The organism is Streptomyces sp. MK37H, from assembly GCF_018035285.1.
In the GTDB taxonomy this organism is placed as follows: domain Bacteria; phylum Actinomycetota; class Actinomycetes; order Streptomycetales; family Streptomycetaceae; genus Streptomyces; species Streptomyces endocoffeicus.
Window position 1 is genome coordinate 1 of the sequence record NZ_JAAAYH010000193.1, and the last position, 16389, is coordinate 16389.

Here is a 16389-nt window from a genome sequence, read left to right on the forward strand (position 1 = left end):
CGTTCAGCGGAACGATTGGGTGAAGTGCGTGAACGATAACGACGCCACCCGTTCGGGCCAACCCTTCTTTCACGGAAATTAACGCCAGAAACAGAGTCGTTACCCTGCGCGGAGCGCGGTGCGGGGCGCGGTGCGAAGCCCGGCGCGGGGCGCGGCGCCTGGGCGGCGCGCGGAGTCGCGGCCCCACCGCCCGGCGCCCCTGTACACCGTCCACGTGGCGAAAAACACCGAGCGGCTCCGGATACACCGCCGTAAGGTTGCCGACATGCAGGTGATCCAGTCCACGAAGCTCGCCAACGTCTGCTACGAAATCCGTGGCCCGGTGCTCGAGGAGGCGATGCGGCTGGAGGCGGCAGGACACCGCATCCTCAAGCTCAATACCGGAAATCCGGCGACCTTCGGCTTCGAATGCCCCCCGGAGATCCTCGAGGACATGCTCCGGAACCTCGGCGACGCCCACGGCTACGGCGACGCCAAGGGCCTGCTGTCCGCGCGGCGCGCGGTGATGCAGCACTACCAGACCCAGGGCATCGACCTCGATGTCGAGGACATCTTCCTCGGCAACGGCGTCTCGGAGCTGATCCAGATGTCGATGCAGGGGCTGCTGGACGACGGCGACGAGGTCCTCGTCCCCGCCCCCGACTATCCGCTGTGGACCGCCGCGGTCTCGCTCGCCGGCGGCACCGCCGTCCACTACCGCTGTGACGAGCAGTCGGACTGGCTGCCGGACCTCGCCGATATCGAGCGCAAGGTCACCGACCGCACCAAGGCGCTCGTCATCATCAACCCGAACAACCCGACGGGCGCCGTCTACGGCGAGGAGATGCTGCGCGGCCTCACCGACATCGCCCGCCGCCACCAGCTGATCGTCTGCTCCGACGAGATCTACGACAAGATCCTCTACGACGGCGCCACCCACACCCCGACCACCGCCGTCGCCCCGGACCTGCTGACCCTCACCTTCAACGGGCTCTCCAAGGCGTACCGGGTGGCGGGCTACCGCAGCGGCTGGCTCGCGGTCTGCGGCCCGAAGTCGCACGCCGCCAGCTATCTGGAGGGGCTGACCATCCTGGCCAATATGCGGCTGTGCGCCAATATGCCGGCGCAGCACGCGGTGGCCACGGCGCTCGGCGGCCGTCAGTCGATCAACGACCTGGTGCTCCCCGGCGGCCGGCTGGTGGAGCAGCGGGACACGGCGTACGAGCTGCTGACCCAGATCCCGGGCGTCACCTGCGTGAAGCCCAAGGGCGCGCTGTACGCGTTCCCCAAGCTGGACCCCAAGGTCTACAAGATCAAGGACGACCGGCAGATGGTCCTGGATCTGCTGCGGGCCGAGAAGATCATGATCGTGCACGGCACGGGGTTCAACTGGCCGGAGCCGGATCACTTCCGCATCGTGACGCTGCCCGCGAAGAAGGATCTCGCCGACGCGGTGACCAGGATCGGGAACTTCCTGGACGGATACGGCCAGCCCTGATCTTTTAGTTCCTGCTCAACTTTAGACAGAGTCTAAGTTAGGATGGCCTCCTCACCCCTTGGAGGCCATCCATGTACGAACCGATCCGCACCAAGTCGGTCCACAGCATGGCCGAGCCCAAGCCCGACTTCCCGCACCGCTCCCGCGAGGAAGAGCTGGACATCCGGCTGGCCGGACATCTGACCGCACTGCTCACCGTGACGGACGAGCTGCGCACCCTCACCCCGGACCCCACGCTCGACGACGCCGCCCGGCGCCTCGCCGAACAGGCCACCCGCCTGCGCGACGGCCGCGCCCCGCTGCGCGCGGCGCCCACGGCAGCGGCCACGGACCCGACGCACATCACCGCCCTCCACCAGCGCGCCCACACCCTGGCCGGATGGGCCCTGGTCGTGGCCACGTCCCGCGACGACTCGGCGGCCACGACGCTGGCGGCCGAGCGCATGCGCTCCCACGCGACCGCCCTGGGCCTAGGGTCCTCCTGACGGCCTGAGCCGGCCCGGCCGACGTGAGCCGCGACCTGAGCCGGCTCGGCCGACGTGAGCCGACAGCCGGAGAGGGACGCACGGCCGGGGCCCGCGCCTGAAAGCACGGGCCCCGGCCCACGGAGCGGGGTGGCTCAGCCCAGGCGCTTCACCAGCGCGTGGTACTCGTCCCACATCTCCTTGGGCGTGTGCTCGCCGAAGGTGTTGAGGTGGTCGGGCACCAGCCCGGCCTCGTCACGCCAGACCTCCTTGTCGACCGTGAGCAGCAGCTCGAGCGAGGCGTCGTCGAGGTCCAGACCGTCGGTGTCCAGCGCCTCGGGCGTCGGCAGCACGCCGATCGGGGACTCCACGCCCTCGGCCTTGCCGTCCAGACGTTCGACGATCCACTTCAGCACCCGGCTGTTCTCGCCGAAGCCCGGCCAGACGAAGCGCCCGTCGGCGTCCTTGCGGAACCAGTTGACGTAGTAGATCTTCGGCAGCTTGGCGGCGTCGGCGTTCTTGCCGACCTCCACCCAGTGGGCCATGTAGTCGCCCATGTTGTAGCCGCAGAACGGCAGCATGGCGAACGGGTCGCGGCGCAGCTCACCGACCTTGCCCTCGGCCGCGGCGGTCTTCTCGCTCGCCACGTTGGCGCCGAGGAAGACACCGTGCTGCCAGTCGAAGGACTCGGTCACCAGCGGAACGGCGCTGGCCCGGCGGCCGCCGAAGAGGATCGCCGAGATCGGCACGCCCTTGGGGTCCTCCCACTCGGGCGCGATGATCGGGCACTGCCCGGCCGGCACGGTGAAGCGGGCGTTGGGGTGGGCCGCGGGCGTCTCGCTCGCCGGGGTCCAGTCGTTGCCCTTCCAGTCGGTCAGATGGGCGGGCGGCTCCTCGGTCATGCCCTCCCACCACACATCGCCGTCGTCGGTGAGCGCCACGTTGGTGAAGACCGAGTTCCCCCACAGGGTCTTCATCGCGTTGGCGTTGGTGTGCTCACCGGTGCCGGGCGCGACACCGAAGAAGCCCGCCTCGGGGTTGATCGCGTACAGCCTGCCGTCCTCGCCGAACCGCATCCAGGCGATGTCGTCGCCGATCGTCTCGACCGTCCAGCCCCGGATGGTCGGCTCCAGCATCGCGAGGTTGGTCTTGCCGCACGCGCTCGGGAACGCCGCGGCGACGTACTTGGCCTCCCCGCGCGGCGGGGTGAGCTTGAGGATCAGCATGTGCTCGGCGAGCCAGCCCTCGTCCCGCGCCATCACGGAGGCGATGCGCAGGGCGTAGCACTTCTTGCCGAGCAGGGCGTTGCCGCCGTAGCCGGAGCCGTACGACCAGATCTCCCGCGCCTCCGGGAAGTGCGAGATGTACTTGGTCGGGTTGCACGGCCAGGGCACATCGGCCTGGCCCGGCTCCAGCGGGGCGCCGAGGGTGTGGACGGCCTTGACGAAGAAGCCCTCGTCCCCGAGGACATCGAGGACCTCCTGCCCCATGCGGGTCATGGTGCGCATGGAGACGGCCACGTAGGCGGAGTCGGTGATCTCGACGCCGATCGCGGACAGCGACGAGCCGAGCGGGCCCATGCAGAAGGGCACGACGTACATGGTCCGGCCGCGCATCGAACCCCGGAAGACGCCCTGCTCCCCGGTGAAGATCTCGCGCATCTCGTCGGGGTGTTTCCAGTGGTTCGTCGGGCCCGCGTCCGCCTCCTTCTCGGAGCATATGAACGTACGGTCCTCGACGCGCGCCACATCGCTCGGATCGGAGGCGGCGTAGTACGAGTTGGGGCGCTTGATCGAGTCAAGGCGCTTGAAGGTGCCCTTCTCGACGAGCTCCGCGCACAGGCGGTCGTACTCCGCCTCCGAGCCGTCGCACCACACCACACGATCCGGCTGGGTGAGGGCGGCGATCTCGCCGACCCAGGAGATCAGCTCCTGGTGGTTCGTGGGGCTCGGGGTGGTCGTGAGGGAGGAAGCCACATTGCTGGGCGCCACGATCGCTCCATCCCGCCGGAACCGCACTCGCTCCGGCGTCTTGATTGAGGGTTTTGTACGGATATGTGCACTCATATCCGTTTATGGAGACAGCTACCCCTTGGGGGCTGCGACCCGGATGCTCAGCTCATCCGGTGCCGACCGCGCTCATTTGATCATCCGACTGTACGGGCCATCTGTCCAGTGGACGCCTTGGTGACCATCACCACTCGACATGAACCGGTAACTTACGGTGGCGTAGGTAGCATGAGCGCCATGACTGCCGCCGCGTCCGATGCCGCCGTTGAGAATCCCCCGGGGCCCGAAGCGGCCCCGCCGCTCCCCCTGAAGCCGATGCTGCGCGGCTGGCTGCACGCCGGCATGTTTCCCGCGGCGCTGGTCTCGGGGGTGGTGCTGACGGCCCTCGCCGACAGCCCGCGCGGTCGTCTGGCCTGCGCCATCTACACGCTCACCGCATGTGCGCTGTTCGGCACCAGCGCCCTTTACCACCGCGGCGATTGGGGACCGCGCGCCGCCGCGGTGCTGCGGCGGCTGGACCACGCCAATATCTTCCTGATCATCGCGGGCACCTATACGCCCTTCACGCTGCTGCTCCTGCCACACGGCAAACAGCAGCTGCTGCTGTGGCTGGTGTGGGCCGGGGCGCTCGCCGGAATCGCCTTCCGGGTCTTCTGGGTCGGTGCCCCGCGCTGGCTGTACACCCCCTGCTACATCGCGCTGGGCTGGGCGGCCATCTTCTTCCTGCCCGACTTCCTGCGCACCGGCGGCATCACCGTGATGACACTGATCGTCGTCGGCGGGCTGCTCTACAGCGTGGGCGCGGTGATCTACGGCACCAAGCGCCCCAACCCCTCACCCCGCTGGTTCGGCTTCCACGAGGTGTTCCACAGCTTCACGCTGGCCGCCTTCGTCGTGCACTACGTCGGCATCTCCCTGGTGGCCTATCAGCACGCCTGAGATGCCCGAGGCCACCACCGCGTCCCAGCCCGAGCGCAGGCCCGGGCTACGCGAACGGAAGAAGATCAAGACCCGGCAGGTGATCCGGCGCGCCGCCCTCCGGCTCTTCGCGGAGCGGGGGTACGAGGCCACTCCGGTGGACCGGATCGCGGAGGCCGCCGACGTCTCGCCCAGCACCGTCTTCCGCTACTTCCCCGCCAAGGAGGACATCGTCCTCACCGACGAGTACGACGCGCTCATGGCGGAGGCGATCCGCCGGCGTCCACGGGAGGAGCCCCCAGCCGTCTCCCTGCGTCATGCCGCCGTGGGGCTGCTGGGCCACTCGGCGGGCGCGGAGCGCGAGGAACTGCTGGCGCGGCTGGCCCTCGTACGGCAGGTCCCGGCGCTGCGCGCTCGGATGAGCGCGGGCCTGGCCGACAGCGGGGTGCTGCTGGGCGAGGCGCTGGCCGAGCGCAGCGGCCGGGCCCCAGACGACTTCGAGGTGCGGGTCGCGGTAGGGGCCGTGCTCGGCGCCCTGCGGGAGGCCGTCTTCCACTGCCTGGACCACCGGCCGACGCCAAGCGCGGCGAGCGCCACCGCGGCCACCACGTGCGGCGAGGACATGGCGACGGCCATCGACCGGGCGCTCGGCCTGCTCGCCCGGGGGCTGCCTCTGTGACCTGCCCGGGAATCCCCGCCGTGGGCTGGGGCTGACTCCGGGCGCCCCGGGGATACGCCGGGGCCGGCCCACGCACCGGCCGAGCCGGCCCGGGAGCAGCCCGAGGCAGGCCGGGCGACTACCCCGGGACTTGCCCGGCAACAGCCTCTCGCTCAGCCCCCCAGCTTTGCCGTCAGGGCCTCGACATCGGCCGTGGGCGCGTCGCAGGTGAAGCCGCGGCAGACGTAGGCCGCCGGGCGGCCCTCCAGGAGGGGGCGGTCCTGGAGGAGCGGGATCTCGCCGGAGCCGGGCTCGCCGACCGCGACGACCGCCCCGGGGGCGGTGGCCAGCAGCGCGGCGCGGTGCAGGGCGCGGGTCGCCGGGTCGTCGCCGGGGCCGACCACGGCCACCTCGCGCGGCCCGTCGAGCCGGGCCTCGGCCACCGCCAGGCCCCAGCCGATGAAGCGGGGCACCCGGGGGCCGAGGGCCCGCACCACGGCGAGGGAGCGCTCGGCACCCTCCCGATGGCGCGCTCCGCCGGTGATGGCGGCGTAGGACAGCAGGGCCCCGGCGGCGGCCGTCCAGCCGGATGGCGCCGCGTTGTCCGTCGGGTCCTGGGGGCGGCGGATGAGCGTCTCGGCGTCATCGGCGGTATCGAACAGCGTGCCGTCCTCATCCGTGAACCGGCTCAGCACGGTGTCCAGGAGCAGCCCGGCGAGCTCCACCCACGCACCGTCGCCGGTGACGGCCGACAGCGCGAGGAAGCCCTCGGCCACATCCCCGTAGTCCTCGAGCACGCCCGCGTGGCCGCCCGCGGTGCCGTCGAGCGAGGTGCGGGCCAGCCGACCGCGCTGGTCCATGTGGATGCGGACCAGCAGCTCTGCGGCCTCGGTCGCGGCGTTCACCAGGTCGGGGCGGTCGAAATAGGCGCCGGTCTCGGCGAGGGCCGCGATGGCCAGCCCGTTCCACGCCGCGACGATCTTGTCGTCGCGGCCGGGGCGGGCCCGCAGCTCCCGGGCGGCCAGCAGCCGCTCCCGTACGGAGGCGACGCGGGCGGCGTCCGTCAGCCGCTCCCCGTCGGGCAGCTGGAGCACGGAGGCCCCGTGCTCGAAGGTGCCCTCCCGCGTGACGCCGAAATACCCGGCGGCGAACTCCGCGTCGTCCTCCCCCAGCACCTCGCTCAGCCGCTCGGGGGTCCACACGTAGTACGCGCCCTCGACATGCCTGCCGGTGCCGTCGTCACTGTCGGCGTCCAGCGCGGAGGCGAATCCGCCCTGTTGGGTGCGCAGCTCGCGGACCATGAAGTCCGCCGTCTCCAGGGCGACACGGCGCGCGAGGTCCGAGCCGGTGGCCCGCCACAGATGGGCGTAGACCCGGCACAGCAGCGCGTTGTCGTACAGCATCTTCTCGAAGTGCGGCACGGTCCAGGCGGCGTCGACGGAATACCGGGCGAAACCGCCGCCGAGCTGGTCGTAGATGCCCCCGCGGGCCATCGCCTCGCAGGTGGCCGACACCATCTGGAGCGCGCCCTCGGAGCCGGTGCGGGCGTGATGGCGCAGCAGGAACTCCAGCGCCATGGACGGCGGGAACTTCGGCGCACCACCGAACCCGCCGCGGGTGGTGTCGAACTCGCGGGTCAGGGCCATGAGCGCGCTGTGCAGATCCTCCTCGCCCGGCGGCTGCGGCGCGCCCGAACCCAGGGCGATACCGCCGCGCTGGGACAGATCCTCCACGATCCGGCCGGCGACGTCCCGCACCTCGTCGCGGCGGTCCGACCAGGCGGCGCTCACCCCCTCCAGCACCTGCCGGAAGGACGGCATCCCGGGCCGGGGGCGGGGCGGGAAGTACGTGCCGAAGTAGAACGGCTGGGCCTCCGGGGTCAGGAAGACCGTCATGGGCCAGCCGCCCTGGCCGGTGGCGGCCTGCACCGCCTCCATGTACACCGCGTCGACGTCCGGCCGCTCCTCGCGGTCGACCTTCACGGAGACGAAGTGGGCGTTGAGATAGTCGGCGGTCGCCTTGTCCTCGAACGACTCGTGCGCCATGACATGGCACCAGTGGCAGCTCGAATAGCCGACGCTCAGCAGCACCGGCACCCCACGGCGACGCGCTTCCTCGAACGCCTCGTCCGACCACGGCCACCAGTCGACCGGGTTCTCGGCGTGTTGGAGCAGATAGGGGGACGTCTCGTGCGCCAGACGGTTCGGCATGGCTCCATCCTCCCCCACCCGGCGAGACAGACGAAGTTATCCACAGGGGAGTTATCCACAGGACTGCCGGATAAGAGCCAGAAACGGAAGACTGATGGCACTGCTGCAGGAGGGGGATCACCATGCCGGCGTCACTGGCGGTGCTGCGGGACAGCCACCGGACGGAAGTCGAGCGGCTGCTGTCGCGGGCCGTGGAGGAGGAGGTGCGCCGCTCGGGCGGGCGCACCGACGGCGGGGTGCTGCTCAGCCGGGCGCGCGGCGCGCTCGACGAGATGACCGCCACCGCCGCGGAGGAGTACGGGGCGTATGTGCGCGCGCTGGACGAGTCGGACGCGGGCAGCAGACCGCTCTCCGCCCGGCTGTCGCGCGGGCAGCTCGGCACCCCGGCGCTGGCCGCGGCGGTCGCCGCGGTGGCGGCCTTCGGCGCGGATCTCGGATACGGCACCTCGGCGGGCACGGCGCTGGGCGCGGGGGTCACGGCCGCCGTGGCCGGGTCGGCCGCCGCCGTCGTCAAGCTCACCGCGAGCCACTGGCCCGCCGCCCACCGCCAGGCCGCGCTGCGCAACCAGCCCGGTGGGGCCGAGCAGTTGCGGCTGCAGTGGCTCACGGCGGTCGAGGTGCGGGGCATCCGGCCGTTCATCGACCAGCACCGGATGACCACGGCCGCCACCCGCCAGGGCGTCGGTTCGGCGAAGCGCTCCGCCTCCGCCACCGGGCAGCCGAAGCTGCGCGGCGCGGACCGCAGCCAGGCGGCCCGCAGGCGCACCGTGCTTGAGCAGTCCTTCGCCCATCTCCCGGAGGCGGACGGGCCGTTCGCCGGGCGCCATGCGCAGATCACACAGATCGCGCAGTGGGCGCGGCAGGCCCGCGCGTCCACCGAGACCAAGCCCACGGTGGTGCTGCTGGAGGGCCCGCCGGGCTCCGGCCGGACGATGCTGGCCGTGCGGGCGGCCCACCATCTGCGCGATGAGTTCCGCGGCGCGTGCCTGGTCGATCTGCGCGGCGACAGCCCCGAGCAGGCCCCGCTGCCGACCCGCGACGCGCTGCTGCATCTGCTGAACCGGCTCGGCGCACCCCGTGACCAGTTGCTCTTCCGGGAGCGCTCCTCGCAGGACCAGCACATCAGACGGCTCACCGAGCTGTATCACCAGTATCTGACCGGGCTGCCGGTCACCATCGTGCTCGATGACGCCCACGACGCCGAGCAGGTGCGCACGCTGATCCCCGAGCGGTCCGACGGCCTGGTCCTGATCACCTCGCGCACCCCGCTCGGCCTGCCGGACGACCTCGCCGCCTGGGTGCACCGGATCGAGGTGGGCCCGCTGGACGAGCCGGGCGCCGAGGAGCTGCTGCGGGCCTCCGCCGAGGAGCCCACCGGCGCGGGCCCCTACGACGGGCAGTCCGTGGAGCGGATCGCCGAGCTGTGCGGGCGGCTGCCGCTGGCGCTGCGGATCGCGGGCTCCTCGCTCGGCCCCCGCTCCGCCGCCGCCCTGGTCACCGACCTGGAGGCGTACGGCCCGGTGGGCGCGATCGAGCGCACCCTGTGGTTGCGCTACACCGACCAGCAGGAGGGCGCCCGGCGGCTGCTGCGCCGGCTGGCGCTGGCCGGGCGGGCCAGCCTGGGCGGCGCGGCGGCCGCGGCGCTGCTGGACGCCGATGAGCAGGAGGCCGGCCGCCATCTGGAGGCGCTCGGCCGGGCCGGGCTGATCCAGCATGTGCGCGGCAGCCGCTACCGCCTCCATGACCTGGTGCGCTCCTTCGCCCATGCCCGGCTGCTGGACGAGGAGCAGCCGGAGCAGCGCACCGCCGCGCAGGAGCGGCTGATCCGCAGCTATGCCGAGCTCGCGGACTCGGTGATCCGGCTGGTCGACGGCAAGACCTCCACCCGGGCCGACATCTTCGGCAAGGGCGCGGCCCACGGCTTCGCCTCGCTGGACGCGGCGCTGCGCTGGCTGGACGACGAATCGAGCTTCATCACCGCCGCGCTGCGCCATGCCGAGGGCGTGGACCAGTCCGCGGTGCTCCACCTCCTGGGCGCGCTGTGCGACTACTGCCTGTTGCGCGGCGATCTCTACCGGCTGGGCGAGATCAGCGAGCTCACCCAGGCCGTCGACCAGGGGCTGCTGATGCGGTCCGTGCAGTGGCGCACCGGTATCGCGGCCCGCCAGCTCGGCGAGCTGGACCAGGCGCGCACCACGCTCTCCTCGGTGGTGGACCTGTATTTCGAGGCGCAGCACCAGGCGGGCGCGGCCCGTGCCCTGTGCAGTCTCGGCATCACCCTGCACCACCAGGGCAATCTCGTGGAGGCCGCGGCGAAGCTGCGCGAGGCGCTGGAGCTCCAGCGGGCCGAGGAGCTGCGCGGCGACCGGGCCTGGACGATGCACGCCCTGGCGGCGGTGGAGCGCGACCGCGGCTGGCTGGCCGAGGCGCTGGAGCTGCTGGGCGAGGCCCTGGAGCTGCATCAGGAGAGCGAGAGTCTGCACGGCCAGGCGTGGGCGCACTTCCAGCTCGGCCAGGCGTGTCTGCGGATGGGCGATGTGCCGCGCGCCGAGACCGAGCTGGGGGACGCGCTGGACGCCTACAGCCGCACCCATGACCAGCGCGGTGAGGCATGGGCGCTCACCCAGCTCGCCAGGGCCCGGCTGGTGGCCGGGGAGGCGTCGGCGGCCGTCGACCAGTTCCGCCAGGCCCTCGCCCGCCACCGGGAGAACGAGGACGCGCGGGGCGAGGCATGGACGCTGTACTACCTGGGCCAGGCGCTGGAGGAGCGCGGCGACCACGACTCGGCGGTGCGCGAGCTGGAGCGGGCCCGCACGATGTTCAGCCGGATGCGGGATGTGTACGGGCTGGCGTGTGCCCGGCATCACTCGGCTCGGGTCACCCGTGATCTGCGCGCGGCGCAGACGGGCTCGCTGCGCAATAGCGGCTTCGCCCGGCAGCTGCTCCAGGACGCGCGGCAGGACTTCCGCCGGGTGGGCGTGGCCCATGGCGAGGCCTGGTCCTGCGTCGAGCTGGCGGTGATCGACGCGGGAAACGGCAAGGCGGCGCAGGCGCTGGAGCTGGTGGACGAGGCGGCGGTGCTGTTCGCGGGATACGGGGACCGGCGCGGCCGCTCCTGGGCCCGGTTCCTGCGCTGCACGCTGCTGCCGTTCGCCTCCGCGGGTGGCTCGGTCATCGGCACGGCGGTGGCCCAGGAGGAGCTGGCGGAGCTGCTGCGGGAGATGCGCGAGGAGGGCACGGCGGGCGATTCCCGGCTGGAGGGGTGCGCGGAGGCGTTCGCGCTGGTGCTGGAGCGCGGCGTCGAGCCGGAGACGGGGTGGCAGGCATGGCAGCTCGGCATGGTGCCGAGCCGCCACTCGCGCGAGGTCATGGCCGTGCTGCCGGACCGGCCTCGCGCCTGAGCGCTCCTGGAAGTGCGCTGAGATGCCGTCGCTCGTCCGCGGCACCGTCGTGGCCGGCCGCCCACGCGGCGGAGCCGCACATCGACACAGCTGCGGCGGAGCCGCACATCGACACCGCCCCGCACCCCTTCAGGGCGCCTCCGAACCGCAGCAGACTTCCGCCGATCCGCTCAGCCACGGAGAGCGCGCAGAGGGGCCGGGCCGTGGTGTCCGGCCAGGGCCGCCAGGAAGGTCCGGCCGGGCCGTAGGGTCCCGCGCGCGGGACACGCGGTCAGGCCCGGCCAGGGGTCAGGCCCGGCCAGGGGTCAGGCCGTGCGCTCCTCGCCCTTGGCGCCCTTGGCGCCTTCGGTGGAGGCGGCCGCCGGAGCCTTGCCGGGCTCCTCCGGCGCCTCCTCGAAGTTCACCCGCTTCATGTGCTTGTTCATGGACTTCATCAGCAGCCACACCGCCGCGCCGATCACGGCGAAGACGATGAAACCGAGGACGCCCGGGGTCACCTTGTTCTCGTCCAGGTCCTTGGCGAACGGGACGAGATGCGTCATGGCGAGGGTGCTGGTGGCGCTCATCATGGGCTCAATTGTTGCGGATGCCCGCGAAGAGGTCGTCCTCGGGGAGGGAGGTGTCCACGAGCGACTTGGCGAGCTCGTACTCCTCGGTGGGCCAGACCTCCTTCTGGATGTCCATGGGCACCCGGAACCAGCCGCCGTCGGGGTCGATCTGCGTACGGTGCGCGATCAGCGCCTTGTCGCGGATCTCGAAGAAGTCGGCGCAGGGCACATAGGTGGTCAGGGTGCGCTCCGGCCGCCCGAACGTCTTCCAGCGCTCCAGCCACTCCCCGTACGGCGAGTCCAGCCCGCGGGCCAGCAGCGCCTCGTGCAGCGCCACGGTGCGCGCCCGGTTGAAGCCCTGGTTGTAGTAGAGCTTCTGCGGCTGCCAGGGCTCCCCCGCCTCCGGGTACTTCTCGGGGTCACCGGCCGCATCGAAGGCCACCATCGAGATCTTGTGGGTCATGATGTGGTCGGGGTGCGGATAGCCGCCGTTCTCGTCATAGGTGGTGATCACCTGCGGCTTGAACGTGCGGATCAGCTTCACCAGGGGCTCGGCCGCGGCCTCCACGTCCTGCAGTGCGAAGCAGCCCTCGGGCAGTGGCGGCAGCGGATCGCCCTCGGGCAGTCCGGAGTCCACGAAGCCCAGCCACTCCTGCTTGACGCCTAGGATCTGGCGCGCCTCGTCCATCTCCTTGGCGCGGACCTCGTGAATGTGCTCCTCGATGTAGGGGTCACCCTGGAGCTTGGGGTTGAGGATGGAGCCGCGCTCCCCGCCTGTGCAGGTGGCGACCAGCACGTCCACCCCCTCGGACACGTACTTGGCCATGGTGGCCGCGCCCTTGCTCGACTCGTCATCCGGGTGCGCGTGCACGGCCATCAAACGCAGCTGCTCAGTCAAGTTCGATCCTCAGTGATTCGTCGTGGAAGACGGCTTCTATAGTGACCTAAACCGGGGACGAATAATTCCGATCTCTCCCCCAGCAGGAGGAACGCCCATGGCCGCGGTGCGCGAGGGGCTGCCCGACGGGCGTTACGGCCGGTCCGCGGACGCGCGTGCCGACCGGACGCTGAAGATCGTCGGCGCGGTGCTCGGTGCCGGGCTGCTGGCCCTGATCGCGTGGTTCGGGTACGACTACATCGCCGGTCAGGACGTCAGCGGCCGGTTGACCGGTTTCAAGGTGGTCGCCGACGACGCCGTCGAGGTCCGGCTGGAGATCACCAAGGAAAAGGACGCGACCGGTGTCTGCACGGTGCGTACCCTGGACGAGTACCACGACGAGGTGGGCCGGAAGGACTTCACCTTCGGCCAGCGCCGGGAGGACATGGTCAAGGTCGTGACCGTGCGGACCACGGCCCGGGCGACCAGCGCCGAGTTGATCGGCTGCGAGCCTGTTCGATAATCGAACTGGACGTGTCGGGCGCCTGCCCCGATCTGACCAGCGCTGACGCGTTTCCTGCGCATTACGCCCAGTTCCCTCCTCCCCGATTCTTGCCGGAATTGTTAGGCTCGTGGTTTCGCCCGGCGACGAAGGCGCACCCTTCTGAGTAGGGCGTTCATTTGTATTCCCAGCACCGACGAGGAGCACCTGTGACCCAGACCAGCGAGAACGTCACCTGGCTGACCCAGGAGGCGTACGACCAGCTCAAGGCAGAGCTGGAGTACCTGTCGGGTCCCGCACGTGTCGAGATCGCGAAGAAGATCGAGGCTGCCCGGGAGGAGGGTGACCTCCGGGAGAACGGGGGTTATCACGCCGCCAAGGAGGAGCAGGGCAAGCAGGAACTCCGAGTGCGTCAGCTGACGCAGCTCCTGCAGCAGGCGAAGGTCGGCGAGGCACCCGCGGACACCGGCGTGGTCGCCCCCGGCATGGTGGTCACCATCGCCTTCGACGGCGACCCGGACGACACCCTGACCTTCCTGCTCGCCTCCCGTGAGTACGCGAGCGCGGACGTCGAGACCTACTCGCCGCAGTCCCCGCTGGGTTCGGGTGTGAACGGCAAGAAGGTCGGCCAGGACGCGGAGTACGAGCTCCCCAACGGCCGCACCGCCTCGGTGCGAATCCTGGAAGCCAAGCCCTACCAGGGCTGAACGCCCGGTATGGAGCCCCGGCCGAACGGCCGGGGCTCCCCCTCGCCTCCGTGCCCCCGGAAGAACCGCTCAGGCGGTGCGCCCCCGGAAGAACCGCTCAGGCGGTCGCCGAGCGGTACTTGCGCACCGCCAGCGTCCGGAAGACCACGATGATCAGGGCCGAGTAGATCAGCGACGCCCAGACCGGATGCTGCATCGGCCAGGCGCCGGACTGGGACAGACCGGGGTCGCCGAAGAGCCGGCGGCATGCCTGCACGGTGGCGCTGAACGGGTTCCATTCGGCGATGTGCCGCAGCCAGGGGGTCATCTGGCTGGAGTCCACGAAGGCGTTCGAGATGAACGTCACCGGGAACAGCCAGATCAGACCGCCGGAGGTCGCCGCCTCCGGGGTGCGGACGGACAGCCCGATCAGCGCCCCGATCCAGGTGAAGGCGTATCCCAGAAGAAGCAGCAGGCCGAAGCCGCCCAGGATCTTCCCGATGTTGGTCGAGTCCGCGAAACCGGGGCGCCAGCCCACGATCAGCGCGACGACGGCCAGCACCACCAGGGTGAGCGTCGTCTGCACCAGGTCGGCGAAGGTCCGGCCGGTGAGCACCGCGCCCCGGGCCATCGGCAGCGAACGGAACCGGTCGATCAACCCCTTGTGCATGTCCTCCGCGATCCCCGCCCCCGCGCCCGCGGTGGCGAAGGTCACGGTCTGCGCGAAGATCCCGGCCATCAGGAAGTTCTTGTAGACGTCCGGGTCGGTGCTGTTGCCGATCTTCATCGAGCCGCCGAAGACATACGTGAAGAGAATCACGAACATCACCGGCTGAACCAGCCCAAAGAGGACCATCTCGGGAATTCTGGTCATCCGGATCAGATTTCGTCGGGCGATGACCAGGGAATCGCTCATCGTGCTCATTTCGCCTCCCCCTTCCCGGCGCCATAGCCGGTGAGCGAGATGAATACGTCGTCCAGGGTCGGGCGGCGCAGCCCGATGTCGTCGATCTCGACACCACGGGTGTCCAGTTCGCGGATGACCTCGGCCAGCAGCTTGGCGCCGCCCACGACCGGGACGGTGACCTTACGGGTGTGCTCCTGCACGGTCGCCTCGCCCTTGCCCAGGACCCGCAGCACTTCCTCGGCGGCCGCGATGTCCTCGCGCTCATGCACCACGACCTCCACACGCTCGCCGCCCGTACGGGCCTTGAGCTGGTCGGAGGTGCCGCGGGCGATGACCCGGCCGCGGTCGATCACGCAGATGTCATGCGCCAGATGGTCCGCCTCCTCCAGATACTGCGTGGTCAGCAGCAGCGTCGTACCGCCGGCCACCAGCTCCTGGATGACCTCCCACAGCGCCTGTCTGTTGCGCGGGTCCAGACCGGTGGTGGGCTCGTCCATGAACATCACGGGCGGGCTGACCACCAGGGCCGCGGCGAGGTCCAGCCGCCGGCGCATTCCGCCGGAGTACGTCTTGGCGGTGCGGTCGGCCGCCTCCGCGAGGCTGAACCGCTCCAGCAGCTCACTCGCGCGGGCTTTGGCCTCCCGCGCTCCCATCTGGTAGAGCTGGCCGACCATTTGGAGGTTCTCACGGCCGGTCAGATATTCGTCCACGGCGGCGAACTGGCCGGACAGCCCGATGGAGCGACGGACTTCGTTGGGATTCTTGAGCACGTCCACCCCCGCGACCACCGCCGTCCCGCTGTCCGGGCGCAGCAGCGTGGTGAGCACGCGCACCGCGGTGGTCTTGCCGGCGCCATTGGGGCCGAGCAGTCCGAGCACGGTTCCTTCCGGTACGTCGAGATCGACGCCGTCCAGAGCCTTTACGTCACCGAAGGTCTTCACCAGACCCTCGGCGTGAATAGCGCCTGGCATGTTGGCACTCCCGGGGTTGGGTCAGTTCCACACTCAATCAAGGCATAAGTCCGCCCATATGGGCAGCGCTCGGTAGCAACTGGACGGCAATCGTAACCGAGACGCGATACATCGCGACATGTGCGAGGCGAACAAAATGAAGAAAGCGAGCCGCGGAGACCCCTACCCCCGCGAGAGAAGACCGGTTCCGGAGCTCGGGCTCAGACCCGTCCCCGTCGTCAGGCCATCACCGTGTACCCGGCGCCGCGCAGCGCCTCCCGGACGTCCTCGCAGTGGTCCGGCCCCTTCGTCTCCAGGTGCAGCTCCACCTCGGCCTCGCTCAGCCCGAGCCGCGGGTTGGTGCGGACATGGCTGACGTCGAGCACATTGGCGTCCAGCGTCGACAGCACCCCCAGCAGCGTGGCCAGCGCGCCCGGCCGGTCGGTGAGCCGCAGCCGCAGCGACAGATAGCGCCCCGCCGCGGCCATGCCGTGCCGCAGGATGCGCTGCATCAGCAGCGGATCGACGTTGCCGCCCGAGAGCACCGCGACCACCGGCCCCTCGAAGGACTCCGGCGCCGACAGCAGCGCGGCCACCGGGCTCGCGCCCGCGGGCTCCACCACCAGCTTCGCCCGCTCCAGGCAGAGCAGCAGCGCACTGGACAGCTCGTCCTCGGTGACCGTACGGACCTCGTCGACGAGGTTCTCGATGATCTGGAACGGCACATCACCCGGCCGCCCCACCTTGATCCCGTCCGCCATCGTCACGGGCGCGTCGATCGT

Annotated in this window: 14 protein-coding genes; 7 read left to right on the top strand and 7 right to left on the bottom strand. The window is 70.7% G+C overall.

Going from position 1 to position 16389, the window contains the following annotated elements:
* The first annotated feature begins 265 nt into the window (after positions 1-265).
* Together GWI24_RS24960 and GWI24_RS24965 are read left to right on the top strand one after the other, a co-directional pair.
* The gene (locus GWI24_RS24960; RefSeq protein ID WP_210948165.1) at positions 266-1477 is read left to right on the top strand and encodes a pyridoxal phosphate-dependent aminotransferase; all 1212 of its coding nucleotides are present in this window, start codon (positions 266-268) and stop codon (positions 1475-1477) included.
* Positions 1478-1548: 71 nt separating this feature from the next.
* Positions 1549-1962 (top strand): hypothetical protein, encoded by a 414-nt coding sequence (locus GWI24_RS24965; RefSeq protein ID WP_210948154.1) that lies wholly within the window; start codon positions 1549-1551, stop codon positions 1960-1962.
* 134 nt (positions 1963-2096) lie between these two features.
* Here the strand turns inward: GWI24_RS24965 and GWI24_RS24970 are convergent, their stop codons facing one another.
* On the bottom strand, positions 2097-3932 hold the full coding sequence (locus GWI24_RS24970; protein ID WP_210948155.1) for a phosphoenolpyruvate carboxykinase (GTP): 1836 nt from the start codon (positions 3930-3932) through the stop codon (positions 2097-2099).
* A gap of 255 nt (positions 3933-4187) precedes the next feature.
* On the opposite strand from GWI24_RS24970, the gene GWI24_RS24975 reads away from it, so the two are divergent.
* Both GWI24_RS24975 and GWI24_RS24980 read left to right on the top strand, forming a co-directional pair.
* Positions 4188-4889: a hemolysin III family protein gene (locus GWI24_RS24975; protein ID WP_210948156.1), complete on the top strand. Its 702-nt coding sequence runs from the start codon at positions 4188-4190 to the stop codon at positions 4887-4889.
* A 1-nt stretch (position 4890) separates the two neighbouring features.
* The gene (locus GWI24_RS24980; protein ID WP_210948157.1) at positions 4891-5547 is read left to right on the top strand and encodes a TetR/AcrR family transcriptional regulator; all 657 of its coding nucleotides are present in this window, start codon (positions 4891-4893) and stop codon (positions 5545-5547) included.
* Positions 5548-5699: 152 nt separating this feature from the next.
* Here GWI24_RS24980 and GWI24_RS24985 read toward each other — a convergent pair whose 3' ends face one another.
* Positions 5700-7736 carry a thioredoxin domain-containing protein gene (locus GWI24_RS24985; RefSeq protein WP_210948158.1) on the bottom strand — a complete coding sequence of 679 codons (2037 nt, stop codon included), beginning with the start codon at positions 7734-7736 and terminating at the stop codon, positions 5700-5702.
* 122 nt (positions 7737-7858) lie between these two features.
* Here GWI24_RS24985 and GWI24_RS24990 point away from each other — a divergent pair, with 122 nt between their 5' ends.
* Complete coding sequence (locus GWI24_RS24990) at positions 7859-11137, top strand: tetratricopeptide repeat protein (RefSeq protein WP_210948159.1); 3279 nt, start codon at positions 7859-7861, stop codon at positions 11135-11137.
* Positions 11138-11442: 305 nt separating this feature from the next.
* On the opposite strand, the gene GWI24_RS24995 is transcribed toward GWI24_RS24990, so the two are convergent.
* Positions 11443-11703 carry a hypothetical protein gene (locus GWI24_RS24995; protein ID WP_210948166.1) on the bottom strand — a complete coding sequence of 87 codons (261 nt, stop codon included), beginning with the start codon at positions 11701-11703 and terminating at the stop codon, positions 11443-11445.
* A 7-nt stretch (positions 11704-11710) separates the two neighbouring features.
* Complete coding sequence (gene mca / locus GWI24_RS25000; RefSeq protein ID WP_210948160.1) at positions 11711-12583, bottom strand: mycothiol conjugate amidase Mca; 873 nt, start codon at positions 12581-12583, stop codon at positions 11711-11713.
* A gap of 97 nt (positions 12584-12680) precedes the next feature.
* Between mca and GWI24_RS25005 the strand changes: the two genes are divergently transcribed.
* Positions 12681-13085 (top strand): DUF4307 domain-containing protein, encoded by a 405-nt coding sequence (locus GWI24_RS25005; protein WP_210948161.1) that lies wholly within the window; start codon positions 12681-12683, stop codon positions 13083-13085.
* 188 nt (positions 13086-13273) lie between these two features.
* On the top strand, positions 13274-13771 hold the full coding sequence (gene greA, locus GWI24_RS25010; protein WP_020868807.1) for a transcription elongation factor GreA: 498 nt from the start codon (positions 13274-13276) through the stop codon (positions 13769-13771).
* Between the two features lie 97 nt (positions 13772-13868).
* Here the strand turns inward: greA and GWI24_RS25015 are convergent, their stop codons facing one another.
* The 3 genes from GWI24_RS25015 to GWI24_RS25025 all read right to left on the bottom strand — a co-directional run.
* Positions 13869-14675, bottom strand: a complete 807-nt coding sequence (locus GWI24_RS25015; RefSeq protein WP_210948162.1) for an ABC transporter permease — start codon at positions 14673-14675, stop codon at positions 13869-13871.
* The gene (locus GWI24_RS25020) at positions 14672-15628 is read right to left on the bottom strand and encodes an ATP-binding cassette domain-containing protein (protein ID WP_210948163.1); all 957 of its coding nucleotides are present in this window, start codon (positions 15626-15628) and stop codon (positions 14672-14674) included. Before GWI24_RS25020 ends, GWI24_RS25015 begins: the two co-directional genes overlap by 4 nt.
* A gap of 218 nt (positions 15629-15846) precedes the next feature.
* Positions 15847-16389: pyridoxal-phosphate dependent enzyme (locus tag GWI24_RS25025; RefSeq protein WP_210948164.1), on the bottom strand; the 543-nt coding region annotated here is incomplete at its 5' end.

Bases quoted from the DNA above. Each gene is read 5' to 3' on its own strand.
- GWI24_RS24960 (WP_210948165.1), top strand. From the start codon at position 266: ATGCAGGTGATCCAGTCCACGAAGCTCGCCAACGTCTGCTACGAAATC.
- GWI24_RS24965 (WP_210948154.1), top strand. From the start codon at position 1,549: ATGTACGAACCGATCCGCACCAAGTCGGTCCACAGCATGGCCGAGCCC.
- GWI24_RS24975 (WP_210948156.1), top strand. From the start codon at position 4,188: ATGACTGCCGCCGCGTCCGATGCCGCCGTTGAGAATCCCCCGGGGCCC.
- GWI24_RS24980 (WP_210948157.1), top strand. From the start codon at position 4,891: ATGCCCGAGGCCACCACCGCGTCCCAGCCCGAGCGCAGGCCCGGGCTA.
- GWI24_RS24985 (WP_210948158.1), bottom strand. From the start codon at position 7,736: ATGCCGAACCGTCTGGCGCACGAGACGTCCCCCTATCTGCTCCAACAC.
- GWI24_RS24990 (WP_210948159.1), top strand. From the start codon at position 7,859: ATGCCGGCGTCACTGGCGGTGCTGCGGGACAGCCACCGGACGGAAGTC.
- GWI24_RS24995 (WP_210948166.1), bottom strand. From the start codon at position 11,703: ATGAGCGCCACCAGCACCCTCGCCATGACGCATCTCGTCCCGTTCGCC.
- GWI24_RS25005 (WP_210948161.1), top strand. From the start codon at position 12,681: ATGGCCGCGGTGCGCGAGGGGCTGCCCGACGGGCGTTACGGCCGGTCC.
- GWI24_RS25015 (WP_210948162.1), bottom strand. From the start codon at position 14,675: ATGAGCACGATGAGCGATTCCCTGGTCATCGCCCGACGAAATCTGATC.
- GWI24_RS25020 (WP_210948163.1), bottom strand. From the start codon at position 15,628: ATGCCAGGCGCTATTCACGCCGAGGGTCTGGTGAAGACCTTCGGTGAC.